14 protein-coding genes and 1 riboswitch are annotated in these 16,998 nt (G+C 70.9%); of the genes, 6 read left to right on the forward strand and 8 right to left on the reverse strand.

Annotated elements, in window-relative coordinates:
* Positions 1 to 17 precede the first annotated feature (17 nt).
* From ACIBTU_RS30145 to ACIBTU_RS30160, 4 genes are all read right to left on the reverse strand, one after another.
* A complete protein-coding gene (locus ACIBTU_RS30145; RefSeq protein ID WP_399129704.1) occupies positions 18 to 695 on the reverse strand; it encodes a response regulator in 678 nt (225 codons plus the stop codon).
* Positions 695 to 2,470 carry an ATP-binding protein gene (locus ACIBTU_RS30150; RefSeq protein ID WP_399129705.1) on the reverse strand — a complete coding sequence of 592 codons (1,776 nt, stop codon included), beginning with the start codon at positions 2,468 to 2,470 and terminating at the stop codon, positions 695 to 697. The genes ACIBTU_RS30145 and ACIBTU_RS30150 overlap by 1 nt, the downstream gene beginning before the upstream one ends.
* 117 nt (positions 2,471 to 2,587) lie before the next feature.
* Positions 2,588 to 3,514 carry a sucrase ferredoxin gene (locus ACIBTU_RS30155; RefSeq protein WP_399129706.1) on the reverse strand — a complete coding sequence of 309 codons (927 nt, stop codon included), beginning with the start codon at positions 3,512 to 3,514 and terminating at the stop codon, positions 2,588 to 2,590.
* A gap of 45 nt (positions 3,515 to 3,559) precedes the next feature.
* Positions 3,560 to 4,810 (reverse strand): citrate synthase, encoded by a 1,251-nt coding sequence (locus ACIBTU_RS30160; protein ID WP_399129707.1) that lies wholly within the window; start codon positions 4,808 to 4,810, stop codon positions 3,560 to 3,562.
* Between the two features lie 96 nt (positions 4,811 to 4,906).
* Between ACIBTU_RS30160 and ACIBTU_RS30165 the strand changes: the two genes are divergently transcribed.
* Positions 4,907 to 6,076: a citrate synthase/methylcitrate synthase gene (locus ACIBTU_RS30165; protein ID WP_399129708.1), complete on the forward strand. Its 1,170-nt coding sequence runs from the start codon at positions 4,907 to 4,909 to the stop codon at positions 6,074 to 6,076.
* Positions 6,077 to 6,110: 34 nt separating this feature from the next.
* On the opposite strand, the gene ACIBTU_RS30170 is transcribed toward ACIBTU_RS30165, so the two are convergent.
* On the reverse strand, positions 6,111 to 6,347 hold the full coding sequence (locus ACIBTU_RS30170) for a hypothetical protein (protein WP_399129709.1): 237 nt from the start codon (positions 6,345 to 6,347) through the stop codon (positions 6,111 to 6,113).
* Positions 6,348 to 6,590: 243 nt separating this feature from the next.
* Positions 6,591 to 7,124 carry a DUF6082 family protein gene (locus ACIBTU_RS30175; RefSeq protein ID WP_223205910.1) on the reverse strand — a complete coding sequence of 178 codons (534 nt, stop codon included), beginning with the start codon at positions 7,122 to 7,124 and terminating at the stop codon, positions 6,591 to 6,593.
* 282 nt (positions 7,125 to 7,406) lie between these two features.
* On the opposite strand from ACIBTU_RS30175, the gene ACIBTU_RS30180 reads away from it, so the two are divergent.
* The gene (locus ACIBTU_RS30180) at positions 7,407 to 8,561 is read left to right on the forward strand and encodes a CobW family GTP-binding protein (protein ID WP_399129710.1); all 1,155 of its coding nucleotides are present in this window, start codon (positions 7,407 to 7,409) and stop codon (positions 8,559 to 8,561) included.
* Here ACIBTU_RS30180 and ACIBTU_RS30185 read toward each other — a convergent pair.
* Positions 8,558 to 11,014, reverse strand: coding sequence for a DNA topoisomerase (ATP-hydrolyzing) subunit A (locus ACIBTU_RS30185; RefSeq protein WP_399129711.1), 2,457 nt, complete (start codon positions 11,012 to 11,014; stop codon positions 8,558 to 8,560). The genes ACIBTU_RS30180 and ACIBTU_RS30185 overlap by 4 nt on opposite strands.
* A gap of 371 nt (positions 11,015 to 11,385) precedes the next feature.
* On the opposite strand from ACIBTU_RS30185, the gene ACIBTU_RS30190 reads away from it, so the two are divergent.
* The 4 genes from ACIBTU_RS30190 to ACIBTU_RS30205 all read left to right on the forward strand — a co-directional run bounded on the left by ACIBTU_RS30190 (position 11,386) and on the right by ACIBTU_RS30205 (position 16,342).
* A complete protein-coding gene (locus ACIBTU_RS30190) occupies positions 11,386 to 12,747 on the forward strand; it encodes a M16 family metallopeptidase (protein WP_399129712.1) in 1,362 nt (453 codons plus the stop codon).
* 17 nt (positions 12,748 to 12,764) lie between these two features.
* Positions 12,765 to 14,132: a M16 family metallopeptidase gene (locus ACIBTU_RS30195; protein ID WP_399129820.1), complete on the forward strand. Its 1,368-nt coding sequence runs from the start codon at positions 12,765 to 12,767 to the stop codon at positions 14,130 to 14,132.
* Between the two features lie 275 nt (positions 14,133 to 14,407).
* A riboswitch (cyclic di-AMP (ydaO/yuaA leader) is annotated at positions 14,408 to 14,572 on the forward strand.
* A gap of 12 nt (positions 14,573 to 14,584) precedes the next feature.
* Complete coding sequence (locus ACIBTU_RS30200) at positions 14,585 to 15,388, forward strand: M23 family metallopeptidase (protein WP_399129713.1); 804 nt, start codon at positions 14,585 to 14,587, stop codon at positions 15,386 to 15,388.
* 267 nt (positions 15,389 to 15,655) lie between these two features.
* Positions 15,656 to 16,342, forward strand: a complete 687-nt coding sequence (locus ACIBTU_RS30205) for a GntR family transcriptional regulator (RefSeq protein WP_399129714.1) — start codon at positions 15,656 to 15,658, stop codon at positions 16,340 to 16,342.
* 263 nt (positions 16,343 to 16,605) lie between these two features.
* Here the strand turns inward: ACIBTU_RS30205 and ACIBTU_RS30210 are convergent, their stop codons facing one another.
* Positions 16,606 to 16,887, reverse strand: coding sequence for an HPr family phosphocarrier protein (locus ACIBTU_RS30210; protein WP_399129715.1), 282 nt, complete (start codon positions 16,885 to 16,887; stop codon positions 16,606 to 16,608).
* Between the last annotated feature and the right edge of the window lie 111 nt (positions 16,888 to 16,998).

Here is a 16,998-nt window from a genome sequence, read left to right on the forward strand (position 1 = left end):
TCCGCTGCGGGGGCGGCTCAGTGACTGGCCGCCCACGCGTACCGGTGCTCGGGCCGACCCGTGTCGCCGTACCGGAGGCTCAGCCGTACCCGCCCGGTCCGCTCGAGCAGCTTCAGATAGCGCTGGGCGGTCTGGCGGCTGATGCCGGTCCGTTCGGCCAGCTCCTGGGCCGAGAGCGGGCCCTCGGCGCTCATCATGGCCTTGCGGACCAGGTCTGCGGTCGTGGGGGAGTGGCCCTTCGGCAGCTCCGGCGCGGGAGTGGCGGACAGCGCGCCGAAGATCCGGTCGACCTCCGCCTGCTCGGCCTCACCACCGCCGTCCAGGGTGCGCCGCAGCTCCGCGTACGCCTCCAGCTTGCCGCGCAGCCCGGCGAACGAGAACGGCTTCACCAGGTACTGCAGCGCGCCGTGACGCATCGCCGCCTGCACCGTCGCGACGTCGCGCGCCGCGGTCACCATGATCACGTCGATGTGGTGGCCCCGCTCACGCAGCGCCCGGGCGACTGCGAGGCCGGTGTCGTCCGGCAGGTAGTGATCGAGGAGGACGAGGTCGACGTCCAGCTCCTCGACGGCCGCGAGCGCCTCGGCGGCGCTGTACGCCTTGCCCACCACGTGGAAGCCGGGCACCTTCGCCACGTAGGCGGCGTTGACGTCCGCCACGCGCGCGTCGTCGTCCACGACCAGGACGTCGATCATCAGACCTCCTCGGTCTCGTGCGCATCGGTAGCGTGCGCACCTGTCCCGTGCGCGCCTGTCTCGTGCGCATCGGTCTCCGGCGTATCGGTGGCGTACGCATCGGTGTCATGTGCATCGGTCTTGAGCGCGGCGGCCTCGTCGGCCTTCGTGCGGAGCGTCAGGGCATCAGTGAACGCCTCCGGCAGCACGACCACGAACTCGGCGCCTCCGGACGCCGCGTCCGTCACTGTGGCGGTGCCGCCCTGACGCTCTGCGAGCCGGCGCACCAGCGCGAGCCCGATGCCCCGCTTGCCGTGCGCGGGGGGTTCCTTGGTGGACCAGCCCTCCATGAAGACCGTCTCCCGACGGTCCGCCGGGATGCCCGGGCCGGTGTCGCGCACGGTCAGGACGGCGGTGCGGCCCTCGGCGCGCAGCACGACCTCCACGCGCGCGTGGCGCGTCGAACCGGCCGTGGCGTCCAGGGCGTTGTCCACCAGGTTCCCCACGATCGTCACCAGCCCGCGCGGATCGACGAGACGGTCGGGCAGCGCGGTGTCCGAGGAGACGCCGAGTGCGACGCCCCGCTCGGCGGCGACGGTCGCCTTGCCCACCAGAAGGGCGGCGAGCAGCGGGTCCTTGATCTTCTCGGTGATCTGTTCCGCGGTCACCCGATGAGCTCCGGCCACCTCACCGACGAACTCTGCGGCCTCCTCGTACATCTCCAGCTCCAGCAGTCCGAGCAGGGTGTGCATGTGGTTGGCGTGCTCGTGGTCCTGGGCGCGCAGCGCGTCGATCAGACCGCGGGTGGAGTCGAGCTCCCGGCCCAGCTGCTCCAGCTCGGTCCGGTCGCGCAGGGTGGCCACGGCGCCGCCGTCGTCGGTGGGCATGCGGTTGGCGATCAGGACGCGCGGGCCGCGCACCGTGAGCAGGTCGGTGCCGGTGACGTGGCCCGCGAGCACATCGGTCGTACGGCCGGGGCCGAGCGCCGCCTCCAGCGGCAGGCCGATCGCCGTGCCGTCGACACCGAGGAGCCGTTGCGCCTCGTCGTTCAGCAGCCGGACCCGGCCGCTCCGGTCGAGGGCGACGACGCCTTCCCGGATGCCGTGCAGCATCGCCTCGCGCTCGGCCAGCAGCGCCGCGATATCGGAGAACGCCAGGTCACGGGTCTGCCGCTGGACCCGGCGCGAGATCAGGTACGCGGCGAGCGCGCCCACCGCGAGAGCGCCGCCCGCGTAGGCGAACAGGCCAGGGATCGCGTGGATCAGACGGGCGCGGACGCTGTCGTACTCGATGCCGACGGACACCGCGCCCACGATGGCCCCGTCAGCGGCCCTGAGGGGCACTTTGCCGCGCGCGGAGCGGCCGAGAGTACCGTCGTCGATCTCCATGACGTCCCGGCCCGCCAGAGCGTCGCTGGGGTCCGTCGAGACGACCTTCCCGATCCGGGCGCGGTCGGTGTGCGACCAGCGCACCCCGCGCATGTTCATGATCACGACGTACTCGGCGCCGCTCGCCCGCCGGATCCGCTCCGCCTCGGCCTGCACGGGGCCGTCCGCGGTCGGCAGCGAGGTGCGCAGGTCCTCGGCGATCCACGGCTGCGCGGCGGTCGTCTGCGCGATGGCGAGCGCACGCCGCATCGCCTGGTCGTCGAGCTGATCGCTCAGCGGTGCCAGGAACAGCCCGGTGGCCAGCACCGCGACCCCCGCGGCGATCGACACCTGCATCAGAAGCACCTGCGCGAAGACGCGCCGGGGCAGTCCGAAGCGCAGACGGCGGGCGGGGGAGGCGGTGCTCATGGTTACGAACGGTACGGGCCGTTCCGCCGGAGTCCGTAGTCCTTGTGGCGCGGATCTCGTACGACAGCGCCGCTGTCACTGCGGCCTGTGACGGCTTCTCTACGTAGAGGGGTGATGTCAGACCTGAGGCGCGAGGAGTTCGCGTACCGCCGTCACGTCCATACGGGCGGGTGAGCCGAGGGCGCCCCCGCAGCTCTCCGGGCGCGGCGGCAGGGACGCGCCCTGTGCCACCGTGACGAGCCAGCGGCGCCCGTCCGTGTGCGCGACGGTCACCCGCCAGAGCGGTACGTCGTCGGCGCCGTGCTCCGATCCGATCACGTCGAGGACGCCCGCACGGTGCTCCGCGATCATGCGGCGCACCGCGAGCTCGGCAGCCTGCCCCGGGCGGTCCCAGGCGGAGTTGCCACGGCAGCCTTCGACGAGGATCCGGTCCGCGCGGACGGCCTCCAGGATCTCCCTGACGCCGGCCGGTGTGGCACGTCCATAGGCGTAGCCGTGCGGCAGCACCAGAAGAGTGGGCGAGAAGCGGTGCCCCCCGAGGTGGGTCACCTCCCAGACACCTTCCTCGCCGGCGGCGGCCAGCTCGGACGCGAGCGGCCTGCCCAGCAAGGCGCAGCAGCGGTCACGCTTGCCGTTCGTGCAGACCAGGGCCAGGGGCGCGCCCAGGTGCGGTTCGCCGAAGCCGCCGTGGTCACCTGCTCCCAGGGCGGGGAGGTCGAGCGCGCACAGCTCCTCCGGGGAGTCGACCGTGGTGCCCCGCAGCCAGGCGTTTCCCGGCCCTGTGTGGGCGATGTAGACCTGGTGGCGCGTGGGGGCGTGACAGTCCGCGTGGCGGCCCGGGCGCCGGATCAGGGCGACGCGTACGCCGGTGCCCTCGGCCGTGGACTCCAGGGCACGGCCCACGGCGGGGTCGAGGTGGCTCGAGGTCAGGGCCTTGGCGCCCCACGGGCCGGGCTGCTCGATCAGCAGCCAGGTCCGCGCGGTGGCCGCGGTCCCCGCGAGAGGTTCGTCAAGATCCCGCGAGGCGGTCGCGCACGTACTCACGCAGTGGAGCCTAACCTGACCTCCGGATCAGCCCCCGCCCAGAGGTCACGGCAGTGGCTGAGGCGGTCGCGCGCCTACGTAGTGGCCCGTCGGCCGCATACGGAGCGGACGTTCCCCGTACTCCTCCAGGGCGTGCGCGATCCAGCCCGCGGTGCGTGCGACGGCGAAGATCGTCTCGCCGGCCTCCGCGGGCATGCCGAACGACGTGGTGAACACCGCGAGCGCCAGGTCCACATTGGCGTGCAGGTCGGTGTGCCGGGCGGTGGTCGTCACCACGTCGCGTGCCGCGGCGAGGGCGGGTTCGGCCGCGGGCAGTCCTTCGAGGGCGGTGAACAGGGCCTGGGCCCGTGGGTCCTCACCCTTGTAGAGACGGTGGCCGAGGCCGGGGACATTGCGCCCCGCCCGGAGCTCGTCCGCCACGACCGGTCCCGCGCTGCCGCGCTCCAGGACGTCGAGGAGGAGACGGTGGGCCAGACCGCTCGCGGCTCCGTGCAGGGGGCCCTCCAGGACGCCCAGGCCTGCCGAGACGGCCGCGTAGGCGTGGGCGCGGGCCGAGGCCGCCACCCGGACGGCGAGGGTCGAGGCGGCCAGATCGTGGTCGACGAGCAGGCCGAGCGCCGTGTCCAGGACGCGGAGCGACGCCTCGTCGGGGTGCCGGTGGGAGAGGCGTCCCCACAGGCGCTGCGCGATGGGTTCGCCGTCGGCGTAGGTGGCGTTCCGGAGGGGGAGTGTGGCCGCGAGCGTCGGGATGAGGGAGCGGGCGGCACCGAGGACCGAGTCCTCGGAGAGGTCGTAGCGCAGCGGGTCGGCGGTGGCGGCGGCGACTGCCGCGACCCTCAACCGGTCCACCGTGCTGCTGTGCTCGGGCAGGGCACCGGCCGCCCGCCGGGCCGCCGACAGGGCCTCTTTGGGCGCGGAGAAGCGCGCGCCGGGGCGGAGTGCGCCGGTCCACAGCCACTCCGCGACCTCCTCGAAGGAGTGATGCGCGGCGAGCTCGGTCGCGTCGACCCCCCGGAAGAAGTACCGGTCCTGCTCGATGAGCGTGAGACCGGTGCGCACGGACAGGTCGGATCCGGCCGAACTCGGCGTGCTCTCCCGCCTGTTGCGGCGCGCGAGCGCGTCCACCTCCGACGCGTCGAACGTGCTGCCGCGGCGTCCCTGGCCGCGGCGGCTCGTGAGCTGGCCGCGGCTCACGTACGCGTAGACCGTCTCGGGCTTCACGCCCAGCCGTTCGGCGGTCTCGCGGGTGGTCAGTCGGCGGGCTTCTTGGGCCGCTGCCGGTTCTCGATCCCTCATGCGCGTCACCGTACCCATCGACGATCTATTGATTCAATCAATATTGACAGAGATTAAGTCAAGAGTGGACAGTCGAATCAAGTTCAGGGAGGAAACATGCCGATCAACGGGACCACGTCCACCCCCGTCATCGACGTACCGCGCGGGCTCGCCGGTGTCGTCGTCACCGACACTGCCCTCGGCGACGTCAGGGGGCGTGAGGGCTTCTATCACTACCGCCAGTACTCCGCGGTCGAGCTCGCGCGGACCCGCAGCTTCGAGGATGTCTGGCACCTGATGATCCACGGCGCGCTGCCGGACAGGGTGCAGTCGGAGGCGTTCGCGCGGCGGACCGCGGCGATGCGCCGGCTGCCCGAAGAGGTGCGGGCGGTGTTGCCCGCGGTGGCTCGTGCCGGGGCCGTCTCGGGCCCGCTCGCCGGCCTGCGGACCGCGCTGTCGCTCTTCGGGGCGACGCGGGGATTCCGGCCCGTCTACGACCTCGACGCCGAGCAGCGCAGGGAGGACACGCTGGCTGCCGCGGCGGTGGTGCCCACCATGCTCACGGCGCTGCACCGGCTCGGCGAGGGACTCGAACCCGTGGAGCCGCGCGAGGACCTCTCGTACGCGGCCAACTACCTCTACATGATGACGGGTTCGGAGCCGGAACCCGCACGTGCCCGCGCGGTGGAGCAATACCTGATCTCAACCATTGATCACGGATTCAATGCGTCAACCTTCACGGGGCGCGTCATCGCGTCGACCGGAGCGGATGTCGCTGCCTGTCTCGTGGGTGCCGTCGGGGCGCTCTCCGGACCGCTGCACGGCGGGGCTCCGAGCCGTGCGCTCGACACCCTGGACGCCATCGGCACCCCGGACCGCATCGACCCCTGGATCCGCGAACGGGTCCTGGCGGGCGACCGGATCATGGGCTTCGGTCACCCCGTCTACCGCACGGAGGATCCGCGCTCGCGCATGCTGCGCGGCATCGCGGAGGCGTTCGGTGGTCCGCTGGTGGAGTTCGCCGTCGAGGTGGAACGACGCGTGGAGGCGATCCTGGCCGAACTGAAGCCGGGCCGGGAGCTGCACACCAACGTCGAGTTCTACGCGGGCGTGGTCATGGAGCTGTGCGGTCTGCCACGCACGATGTTCACCCCGACGTTCGCCGCGGCGCGCGTCGTCGGCTGGAGCGCCAACATCCTCGAGCAGGCTCAGGACTCGAAAATCATCCGACCGGCGGCCCGGTACGTGGGCGCGGAGCCGCCGGTGGCGGTGCCGACGCTCGACTGATCCGGCCCGGGGGAGGGGTGGGCCGGATGTTAGGTCAGATGTCGGGGATGTCCTTCTTGGCGCGCAGGATCGTCTCCCGGCTCACGATCACGATCCGCTCGTAGTCGGCGACCCCCGCGTCCGCCGGCAGCTCGCCCCTGAGGTCCTCGGTCGCCTCTGTGCCGATCACGGCGAAGTTCCCGTCACTGAGCTCGAAGACGTCCGGGCATGTGGCCCCGGACGTGCTTCCGCGTTCACGTGGAGAGGACCCGATGCGGCGTACGATCTTCAAGTGAACGGGTCTCTCTCTGGGCGGGCGGGGGGACGGTCGATCTGAGTGTGCCGGGGTGAGGATCTGTTATCCGGGCGTGCGGGCAGGCTGCGCCCGCATGGGCAGACACCGTCGGGGTCCAATGTGACGTGAGACTACCGCTGGAGCGCCCTGGAATCCGGCAAGTTCCTTGATTCCTTCACTGGTTCGGCGTATGGGCTTACCCATTTGTGGGTAAGCCGCGCTCTCCGATGTGACGGGCGGTCACTCGGACGGAGCTTCCCCGACCACCCACCACTCCTCGGTGTCGGAGGCCGCCTCGATCTCCTGGAACAGGGCTTCCGCCATGCGCCCCACTTCGGCCTCGCTGGACGCCGGATCCAGTGAGGCGCGATGGGGGCGGGTCACTTCCCAGTACTCCCGGATGTGCTCGCTCTGGAAGAGCTCGCGCAGAGCGCTGAACAGCGCCCGTTGGTCGAGCAGGCCTGCCTCGTACTTGTGGAACGCGTTGATGTACCAGAGGTTGGCGTACATGTACTGCCGCCGCTTCTGCGGGGTGAGTCCGTCGACCCCGTAGTTGTCGATCACGACCGCCAGCTCCGGGTCGTCGATCGCCTTGCTCAGGAGCTCCCAGTGCATGCGCTGCTGGTGGGCGCGGGCCTGGCGTCGGCGTTCTTCGGAGGCCGTTTTCGGGCCTGGGCCGAAGCGCTGCCACAGGTGAGTCGCGGCGCACCCGGCCAGGGCGCCGACGACCGCGGCTGTCACGTTCCGGCTTGCCCAGTGACTCTTTGTGACCATGTCAACCCCCGATTCAGGCGACCGTGCGCCGGTCGTCGGTGAAGGGTCGACGGATGCGGGGACCGGCGAGCGGTGGGCGGCGCGCTTGCCGTCTCCCGGAGCGCCGAGCGGCTCTGGTCGGCTGGGAGGCGGAGAGGAGGCGCGCGGGGATGCTCAGGGAACGAAAACCGGCGCCATGTCCAACGTGTGCCCAAAGAGCGGGGTTAGCAATCGTTCACTTCATGGGCTTTCTACGCGCTCGTATTCTGGGGCGGCAGTCATCCTTCGTAGGAGAGTCACCCCGTGAGAGAGGTCGCGTTGAGCAAGGCCAGCCCGCAGCAGATCCCCGTCGTCGTCCTCGCGGGCTTCCTCGGCTCGGGGAAGACCACGTTGCTCAACCACCTGCTGCACCACAGTGGGGGAACCCGCATCGGGGCGATCGTCAACGACTTCGGGTCGATCGAGATCGACGCCATGGCCGTCGCCGGGCAGCTGGGGGACTCCACCGTCTCGCTCGGCAACGGTTGTCTGTGCTGCGCCGTGGACGCCGGTGAACTTGACGTCTATCTCGACAAGTTGACTCGTCCCGTCAATGACCTGCACGCCATCGACGTCGTCGTCATCGAGGCGAGCGGTATCGCGGAACCGCAGGAGCTCGTCCGGATGGTCCTCGCCAGTGAGAATCCCCGGGTCGTCTACGGCGGCCTGGTGGAGGTCGTCGACGCCGCCGAGTTCGACGCCACACGGGAGAAGCACCCCGAGGTGAAGCGTCATCTGGCGCTCGCCGATCTCGTCGTCGTGAACAAGGCCGACCGCGTCGGCGACGGCGAGCGCGAGCGCGTTCTCGAGGCCGTCCGTGCCGACGCCGAGCGGGCCGCCGTCGTGACCGCCTCCTACGCGCGGATCGACCCCGACCTGCTCTTCGACAGCCGACCGTCGACAGAGCGGATCGGGCAGCTCTCTTTCGACGACCTGTACCGCGACGACCTGCACCGTGACGACCTGCATCGCGATGTTCTTCGCCCGGGCCCGGACCATGAAGGGCATCTGCACGCCGCCTACGACAGCGTCGCCTTCACGTCCGACGTCCCCATGGACCCCCGCCGGCTGATGGCCTTCCTCGACGGCCGGGCCGAAGGGCTCTATCGCATCAAGGGATATGTCGACTTCGGCACGGGCGACCCACGCAACCGGTACGCCGTGCACGCCGTCGGGCGCTTCCTGCGGTTCTACCCGGAGCCGTGGCCCGCGAAGGAGCGGCGGCTGACGCAGCTCGTCCTCATCGGGTCCGGGATCGACGCCGAGGCGCTCCACGACGAGCTCGCCGCGTGCAGGATCGAGCAGAGCGACGCCCCGCACCCCGCGGACGAGCGCGGCATGTGGGGCGTCCTGCGCTACGTCCAGGACAAGGGCGACCCTGCCCCGGACGCAGCGGACCACGACACCGCGGAGATCTAGACCGGGCCCGCCACGACCGAGACCGTCTTCGGGAGCGAGACCCCCGAGCCGTCACGGCGCGGGTCCATCTCCGGCAGCTCGGCGGGCATGCCGTTCCTCTGCGCCGCACGCGCGGGCACCGGGCCCGCCCACGCCAGGCTCAGACAGTCCTCGCCCTTCAGGAAGCGCTGGCAGCGCACACCACCGGTGGCGCGGCCCTTCCTCGGGTACTGGTCGAACGGCGTGATCTTCGCCGTCGTCTGCACCGAGTCGTCCAGCGTGCCGCGCGAACCCGCCACGGTGAACACCACCGCGTCGGCCGCCGGGTCGATCGCGGTGAACGAGATGACCTTCGCACCGGTCGCCAGCTTGATGCCCGCCATACCGCCCGCGGGTCGCCCCTGGGGCCGGACGATCGACGCCTGGAAGCGCAGCAACTGGGCGTCGTCCGTGACGAAGACCAGATCCTCCTCGCCCGTGTGCAGCTCGACCGCGCCCACGATGCGGTCGCCGTCCTTCAGGGCGATGACTTCCAGCTCTTCCTTGTTGGACGGATAGTCCGGCACCACACGCTTCACGACACCCTGCTCCGTGCCGATCGCGAGACCCGGTGAGGACTCGTCGAGCGTCGTGAGACACACGACCTGCTCGTCGGCCTCGAGGGACGACAGGAACTCGGAGATCGCCGCACCCCCCGACAGATTCGGCGCGGCGGCCGTCGGCGGGAGCTGGGGCAGGTCGATCACGTTCAGGCGCAGCAGCCGGCCCATCGACGTGACGGCACCGATCTCGCCCCGTGCCGTCGCGGGCACCGCCGAGACGATCACGTCGTGCTTGACGCGCTTGCCGTCGTCGTCCGCGGCGAAGGGCTCGCCCGACGCCGTGCGGGCCAGCAGGCCCGTCGAGGAGAGCAGCACACGGCACGGGTCGTCCGCGACCTGCAGCGGCACCGAGGCGACCGGGGTGCCCGCGGACTCCAGGAGCACCGTGCGCCGGTCGGTGCCGAACTTCTTGGCCACCGCCGCCAGTTCGGCCGAGACCATCTTGCGCAGCTCGGTGTCGGAGTCCAGGATGCCGGTCAGCTCGTCGATCTCGCCGTTGAGCTTGTCGCGCTCCGACTCGAGCTCGATCCGGTCGAACTTGGTGAGCCGGCGCAGCGGCGTGTCGAGGATGTACTGCGTCTGGACCTCGGTCAGCGAGAAGCGCTCCATCAGGCGCTCCTTGGCCTGCGCGCTGTTCTCACTGGAGCGGATCAGGCGGATGACCTCGTCGATGTCCACCAGGGCGACGAGGAGACCCTCCACCAGGTGGAGACGGTCCTGCTTCTTGCTGCGGCGGAACTCGCTGCGGCGGCGGACCACGTCGAAGCGGTGGTCCAGGTAGACCTCGAGAAGCTCCTTGAGGCCGAGCGTGAGCGGCTGTCCGTCGACCAGCGCCACATTGTTGATACCGAAGGACTCCTCCATCGGCGTCAGCTTGTAGAGCTGCTCCAGGACCGCTTCGGGCACGAAGCCGTTCTTGATCTCGATGACCAGACGCAGGCCGTGCTCGCGGTCCGTGAGGTCCTTGACGTCGGCGATGCCCTGAAGCCTCTTCGAGCCGACCAGTTCCTTGATCTTCGCGATGACCTTCTCGGGGCCCACCGCGAACGGCAGCTCGGTGACGATCAGCCCCTTGCGGCGCGCCGTCACCGCCTCCACCGACACGGTCGCGCGGATCTTGAAGGTGCCGCGGCCCGACTCGTACGCGTCCCTGATGCCGGACAGGCCGACGACCTTGCCGCCCGTGGGCAGGTCCGGTCCGGGGACGAACCTCATGAGCGTGTCGAGGTCGGCGCCCGGGTGCTTGATCAAGTGGCGCGCGGCGGCGATCACTTCGCCCAGGTTGTGCGGCGGCATGTTCGTCGCCATGCCGACCGCGATGCCGGACGTGCCGTTCACCAGCAGGTTCGGGTACGCCGCCGGGAGGACGACGGGCTCCTGCTCCTGGCCGTCGTAGTTCGGCGTGAAGTCGACCGTGTTCTCTTCGATCGACTCGGTCATGAGCGACGCGGCCGGGTCCATGCGGCACTCCGTGTACCGCATGGCCGCCGGGCGGTCGTCGTTGCCGAGCGAGCCGAAGTTCCCGTGGCCGTCGACCAGGGGGACACGCATCGAGAAGGGCTGGGCCAGGCGCACCAGGGCGTCGTAGATCGACGTGTCGCCGTGGGGGTGCAACTTACCCATGACCTCGCCGACGACACGGGCGCACTTCACGTAGCCGCGCTCGGGGCGCAGGCCCATCTCGTTCATCTGGTAGACGATCCGCCGGTGGACGGGCTTCAGCCCGTCCCGCGCATCGGGCAGGGCGCGCGAGTAGATGACCGAGTACGCGTACTCCAGGTAGGAGCCCTGCATTTCGTCGACCACGTCGATGTCGAGGATCTTCTCCTCGAAGTCGTCGGGCGGCGGGGTCTTCGTGCTGCGGCGGGCCATCGCTGCTGCGGCTCCTTCACCAACATGAACGGGTACATGAACGGGAACTGTCGCGGACCATTGTGGACCGCCCCACTGACAACGCCGATCGCGACCCGTCCATACCGACGGTTCCGCGGCCGTCGCCGGGTGCTCGCACGCTACCCGCGCGGCGCTCCCGGCTCGAACCGCGCGGCGCTCCCGGCTCGAACCGCGCGGCGCTCCCGGCTCGAACCGCGCGGTGGTTCCGGCCCGATCGCGCGGCCCTGCGTGCTCGCTCTCGGCGTAGCCCCGGCGGGAACTTCGCCAGGCGTCAGCACGCTTGCATACAGTGGCGGGACTGGTAGCAGTTCTGCGCGTTCACGCAGTTCTCCGCGATCGAAGGGACGTACATGCCCATGGGTCACACGGCCACGGCCGAGGCCGGCTCCGGCGGCCTGACAGCGACCGAGCACCGGCTGGCCAACGGCCTGCGCGTGGTGCTCTCCGAGGACCACCTGACCCCGGTCGCGGCGGTCTGCCTCTGGTACGACGTCGGCTCGCGCCACGAGGTCAAGGGCCGCACGGGTCTGGCTCACCTTTTCGAGCACCTGATGTTCCAGGGCTCGAAGCAGGTGCCGGGCAACGGCCACTTCGAGCTGGTCCAGGGCGCCGGCGGCTCCCTCAACGGCACGACGAGCTTCGAGCGGACGAACTACTTCGAGACCATGCCCGCGCACCAGCTGGAGCTCGCGCTCTGGCTGGAGGCCGACCGCATGGGCTCCCTGCTCACGACCCTCGACGACGAGTCGATGGAGAACCAGCGGGACGTCGTGAAGAACGAGCGCCGCCAGCGCTACGACAACGTTCCGTACGGCACCGCGTTCGAGAAGCTGACCGCCCTCATGTACCCCGAGGGCCACCCGTACCACCACACGCCCATCGGCTCCATGGCCGACCTGGACGCGGCCACCCTGGAAGACGCGCGGAACTTCTTCCGCACCTACTACGCGCCGAACAACGCGGTGCTCTCCGTGGTCGGCGACATCGACCCCGAGCAGACGCTCGCCTGGGTCGAGAAGTACTTCGGCTCCATCCCCGGCCACGACGGCAAGTCCGCCCCGCGGGACGGCGCCCTGCCCGAGACCATGGGCGAGCAGGTCCGCGAGGTCGTCGAGGAGGACGTGCCGGCCCGCGCCCTCATGGCGGCCTACCGGCTCCCCGAGGACGGCACGCGCGCGTGCGACGCCGCCGACCTCGCCCTCACCGTCCTCGGCGGCGGCGAGTCCTCGCGCCTCTACAACCGCCTGGTGCGCCGGGACCGTACCGCCGTGGCCGCCGGCTTCGGCCTGCTGCGCCTGGCCGGCGCCCCCTCCCTCGGCTGGCTGGACGTGAAGACGTCCGGCGACGTGGAGGTGCCCGTCATCGAGGCCGCCGTGGACGAGGAACTCGCCCGGTTCGCCGATGAGGGCCCTACCGCCGAGGAAATGGAGCGGGCTCAGGCCCAGTTGGAGCGCGAGTGGCTCGACCGGCTCGGCACCGTCGCGGGCCGCGCCGACGAGCTGTGCCGCTACGCCGTGCTCTTCGGCGACCCGCAGCTCGCCCTCACGGCCGTGCAGCGCGTCCTCGAGGTGAGCGCCGAGGAGGTCCAGGAGGTCGCCAAGGCCCGCCTGCGTCCCGACAACCGCTCGGTGCTCGTCTACGAGCCCACCGGGGCCGAGGACACCGACGAATCCGACGAGAGCGACCAGAGCGACGAGGAGGCGGGCCGGTGACCGAGCAGCTCGCGACCATGGACTTCCACCCCCGCCCGCAGGCGGGCGACGCCAAGCCGTGGGCCTTCCCGGCCCCGCAGCGCGGCACGCTCGGCAACGGCCTCACGGTGCTCCGGTGCCACCGCCCCGGCCAGCAGGTCGTCGCCGTGGAGATCAATCTGGACGCCCCCCTGGACGCCGAGCCCGAGGGCCTCGACGGCGTCGCCACGATCATGGCGCGCGCCTTCAACGAGGGCACGGACAAGCACTCGGCGGAGGAGTTCGCGGCGGAACTGGAGCGCTGCGGCGCCACCATGGACGCGCACGCCGACCACCCCGGCGTCCGCGTCTCCCTCGAGGTGCCCGTCTCCCGCCTCCCGAAGGCACTCGGCCTGCTGGCGGACGCCCTGCGCGCCCCCGCCTTCGCCGACAGCGAGATCGAGCGCCTGGTGCGCAACCGCCTGGACGAGATCCCGCACGAGAGCGCCAACCCGGCCCGCCGGGCCGCCAAGGAGCTCTCCAAGCAGCTGTTCCCCGCCACAGCGCGCATGTCGCGCCCGCGGCAGGGCAGCGAGGAGACCGTCGTCGACATCGACGCGGCCGCCGTACGCGCCTTCTACGAGCGGCACGTCCGCCCGTCCACCGCCACCGCCGTCGTGGTGGGCGACCTCGCGGGCGTCGACCTCGACACCCTCCTGAAGGACACGCTCGGCGCCTGGACCGGCGACACGGCGCAGCCGCGCCCCGTCCCGCCGGTCACCGCCGACGACACCGGCCGCGTCGTCATCGTGGACCGCCCCGGGGCCGTCCAGACGCAGCTCCTCATCGGCCGCATCGGACCCGACAAGCACGACCGCGTGTGGGCCGCCCAGATCCTCGGCACGTACTGCCTCGGCGGCACGCTGACCTCCCGTCTGGACCGGGTGCTGCGCGAGGAGAAGGGCTACACCTACGGGGTGCGCTCCTTCGCCCAGGTGCTGCGCTCCACGGCGGACGGCACGGGGGCCGCGATGCTCGCCATCAGCGGTTCCGTCGACACGCCGAACACGGGACCGGCGCTCGACGACCTGTGGAAGGTGCTCCGCAAGCTGGCCGCCGAAGGCCTGACCGACGCCGAACGGGACACGGCGGTGCAGAACTTGGTGGGCGTGGCCCCGCTGAAGTTCGAGACCGCGGCCGCCGTCGCGGGCACGCTCGCCGACCAGGACGAGCAGCAGCTGCCCGAGGACTTCCAGGCCCAGCTGTACCGCCAACTGGCCGCCACGGGCACCGTGGAGGCCACCGCGGCCGTCGTGAGCGCGTTCCCGGCGGACCGTCTGGTGACGATCCTCGTGGGCGACGCCGCGCAGATCGAGGAGCCCGTCAAGGCCCTCGGCATCGGCGAGGTCACCGTCGTCGCCGGCTGACGACGCCATGCCAGGGCGGCGACGCCCGAAACGGGACGAAGCCCCGGAAGCCACACAGGCCTCCGGGGCTTCGTGGCGTCACTCACGTTTCCCGCGCGTGCCGTTCGGTTCGCCCGACGCGTCACCGCGCGTCGTAAATGCCCGAATTGATGTAGAGGTTGCCTGTGTGCCCTGTGGCATGCGCTACAAAAGCCGGGATCCGTTTGTCGATCGAAAGATGTCCCGCTTAGCGTCGGTCCGGCTGTTCGCCACGTATGAGCCGCGCCCGCGGCCCCGGACAGTCATCGCCGAGTCCCCCACGGCGCGAGCCAGGGGAGCCGGGGACCCACCGCAGTCCCTGGGGTGAATCGGACGCTCTTCCCGTACGGGGAGGGGGCCCGTAGGAGACCTTCCTGCTCCGAACCCGTCAGCTAACCCGGTAGGCGAGAGGGAAGGAAAGGATCAGCCACTCCATGGCGTTCACCCGTGCCACCGGGAAGCATCGTCGTCCGAGCCGCCTCACGCGCACCACGGCGCAGGTCGCCGGCGTCGCGGCGCTCACCACGACCGGTGTCATCGGAGGCCTCGCCGCCCCCGCTCTCGCCGCCGACACCGCCGCGCCCGCCGACCAGAACGGTCTGACGCAGGCCATCGCGATCGGCGACACCCTGGCCGCCCAGATCGACGCCCAGGCGACCGCCCAGAAGAAGGCCGCCGAAGAGGCCGCCGCCCAGGAGAAGGCCGAGGCCGAGGCCAAGCGCCGGGCCGAGGAGGCCAGGCGTGAGGCCGCGAAGAAGGCCGCCGAGAAGGCCGAGAAGGAGCGCGCGGCCAAGGAGCGCGCCGCCCGCGCGGCCGAGCGCAAGCGCCTCAACACCTACGTGGCGCCCATCTCCGGCTCGTACGTCTCGACCGCCTACAAGGCGTCCAGCGGCCTGTGGTCCTCCGGCAGCCACACCGGCATCGACTTCCACGCCGCCAGCGGCACGAGCGTCCACGCGGTCGGCTCCGGCACCGTCGTGGAAGCCGGCTGGGGCGGCGCCTACGGCAACAACATCGTGATCAAGATGAACGACGGCACGTACACCCAGTACGGCCACCTGTCGTCGATCGGCGTCTCCGTCGGGCAGAGCGTGACGCCCGGTCAGCAGATAGGCCTCTCCGGCGCCACCGGCAACGTGACCGGGCCGCACCTCCACTTCGAGGCCCGCACGACGCCCGAGTACGGCTCGGACATCGACCCCGTCGCGTACCTGCGCTCGCACGGCGTCGGCATCTGACCCGACGCCCGCAGCATGCAAGAAAGCCCCGGCCGCGCGCCGGGGCTTTCGCGTTCCCGTGCTCGGTCGAACGTTCACCGAGTCCCAGGTCCCCGCGTCTTCGCTGTCCAAAAAATATCCCTCAATTAGAAGCTCCCGTCGGAAATTCGGGCGCGGTGGAATAGAGTCACTGGACGAGCGCGCGGAAATCGGTGCCGATCGCGCTTTCAGGGGCGCCCGCCGTCCGCGTTTCGCGGGGCGGGCGGAGAGCAAGGCGGAGGTCGGGGCATGCGCATTCCCGCGCACTCGGTATGCGCGGCGATCCGCGACGACATCGTCGCGGGCGTGTACGAGCGCGGCAGCAGACTCACCGAGGAACTGCTCGCGCGCCGCTACGGAGTCTCGCGCGTTCCGGTCCGCGAGGCGCTGCGCACCCTGGAGGCGGAGGGCTTCGTCGTCACGCGCAGGCACGCGGGCGCGTGCGTGGCCGAGCCCACCGAGCAGGAGGCGGCCGACCTCCTGGAGATCCGCATGCTGCTCGAACCGCTGGGCGCCGCCCGCGCGGCACAGCGCCGCACGGACGCCCACCTCAAGGTGCTGCGCGGCCTGGTCAGACTGGGCCAGGACCGCTCCAAGGAGGGGAGCGGCGAGGATCTGCGCTCCCTGGGCACCTGGTTCCACGAGACGCTCGCCCAGGCCTCCGCCAGCCCCGGCCTCATCACCCTGCTCACTCAGGTCCGGCACAAGATCGCGTGGATGTACGCGGTGGAGACCCCCGAGCGGCCGGTCGACTCCTGGGCCGAGCACGGCGCGGTCGTCGACGCGGTGGCCCGTCGCGACGTCGAGCGCGCCCGTGCCCTGACGGCCGCGCACATCGCTCGCGAGGCGACGGTCCACAGGCTGCGCGTCCCCCGCGCGAGTGAACGTGTGAGGACTTCGCAACATGCCGTAAACACGACCGGGCTCCACCATTAACACGACCGCCGTATACAAATACGTACGGCATTCATGGAGCGGTCCGTCCGGAGTTTTCCCCGCCTGAATTCTGGCAGGGAATTAACCCCGTGAATCTTTCTGTGACGAATTCCTGTCGCGCCCTGAGTGTCCTGGGCGTCGTGAGCGCCTTGAGTGCTCTGAGTCCGGAAGCGGAAATGCTTCCGGGAAAAGCAGAACCGCGCGCTCCCGGAGGGAACGCGCGGTTCTGACGTCGAGCGCCGTCGAGTCGGCGCCCGGCGATGTCAGACGGTCTCGGGCAGCTCGTCGAGGCCCTCGGCGACCAGCTTGGCCAGACGGTCGAGCGCGACGTCCGCGCCCTCGGCGTCGGAGGCGAGGACGATCTCCTCGCCACCCTGGGCGCCCAGGCCCAGCACGGCGAGCATGGAGGCGGCGTTGACGGGGTTGCCGTCGGCCTTGGCGATGGTCACGGGGACGCCGGAGGCCGTGGCCGCGCGGACGAAGATGGAAGCGGGGCGGGCGTGAAGGCCCTCGGCCCAGCCGACGTTGACGCGGCGCTCAGCCATGTGATGCTGCCCTTCAGGTGACTCAAGGTTGTCTAGACCATTCTAAGCACACCGGGCTGCGGGCCCGGATCCCCCGGGCGTACGGCCCCGCGGACCCCCTCAGCGTGCCCC

This window comes from Streptomyces sp. NPDC050145 (genome assembly GCF_044460245.1).
Taxonomy (GTDB): Bacteria; Actinomycetota; Actinomycetes; order Streptomycetales; family Streptomycetaceae; genus Streptomyces.

Coding starts and splice junctions, on each gene's coding strand:
- ACIBTU_RS30145 (WP_399129704.1), bottom strand. CDS start 695: ATGATCGACGTCCTGGTCGTGGACGACGACGCGCGCGTGGCGGACGTC.
- ACIBTU_RS30150 (WP_399129705.1), bottom strand. CDS start 2,470: ATGAGCACCGCCTCCCCCGCCCGCCGTCTGCGCTTCGGACTGCCCCGG.
- ACIBTU_RS30160 (WP_399129707.1), bottom strand. CDS start 4,810: ATGAGGGATCGAGAACCGGCAGCGGCCCAAGAAGCCCGCCGACTGACC.
- ACIBTU_RS30165 (WP_399129708.1), top strand. CDS start 4,907: ATGCCGATCAACGGGACCACGTCCACCCCCGTCATCGACGTACCGCGC.
- ACIBTU_RS30175 (WP_223205910.1), bottom strand. CDS start 7,124: ATGGTCACAAAGAGTCACTGGGCAAGCCGGAACGTGACAGCCGCGGTC.
- ACIBTU_RS30185 (WP_399129711.1), bottom strand. CDS start 11,014: ATGGCCCGCCGCAGCACGAAGACCCCGCCGCCCGACGACTTCGAGGAG.
- ACIBTU_RS30190 (WP_399129712.1), top strand. CDS start 11,386: ATGCCCATGGGTCACACGGCCACGGCCGAGGCCGGCTCCGGCGGCCTG.
- ACIBTU_RS30195 (WP_399129820.1), top strand. CDS start 12,765: ATGGACTTCCACCCCCGCCCGCAGGCGGGCGACGCCAAGCCGTGGGCC.
- ACIBTU_RS30200 (WP_399129713.1), top strand. CDS start 14,585: ATGGCGTTCACCCGTGCCACCGGGAAGCATCGTCGTCCGAGCCGCCTC.
- ACIBTU_RS30205 (WP_399129714.1), top strand. CDS start 15,656: ATGCGCATTCCCGCGCACTCGGTATGCGCGGCGATCCGCGACGACATC.
- ACIBTU_RS30210 (WP_399129715.1), bottom strand. CDS start 16,887: ATGGCTGAGCGCCGCGTCAACGTCGGCTGGGCCGAGGGCCTTCACGCC.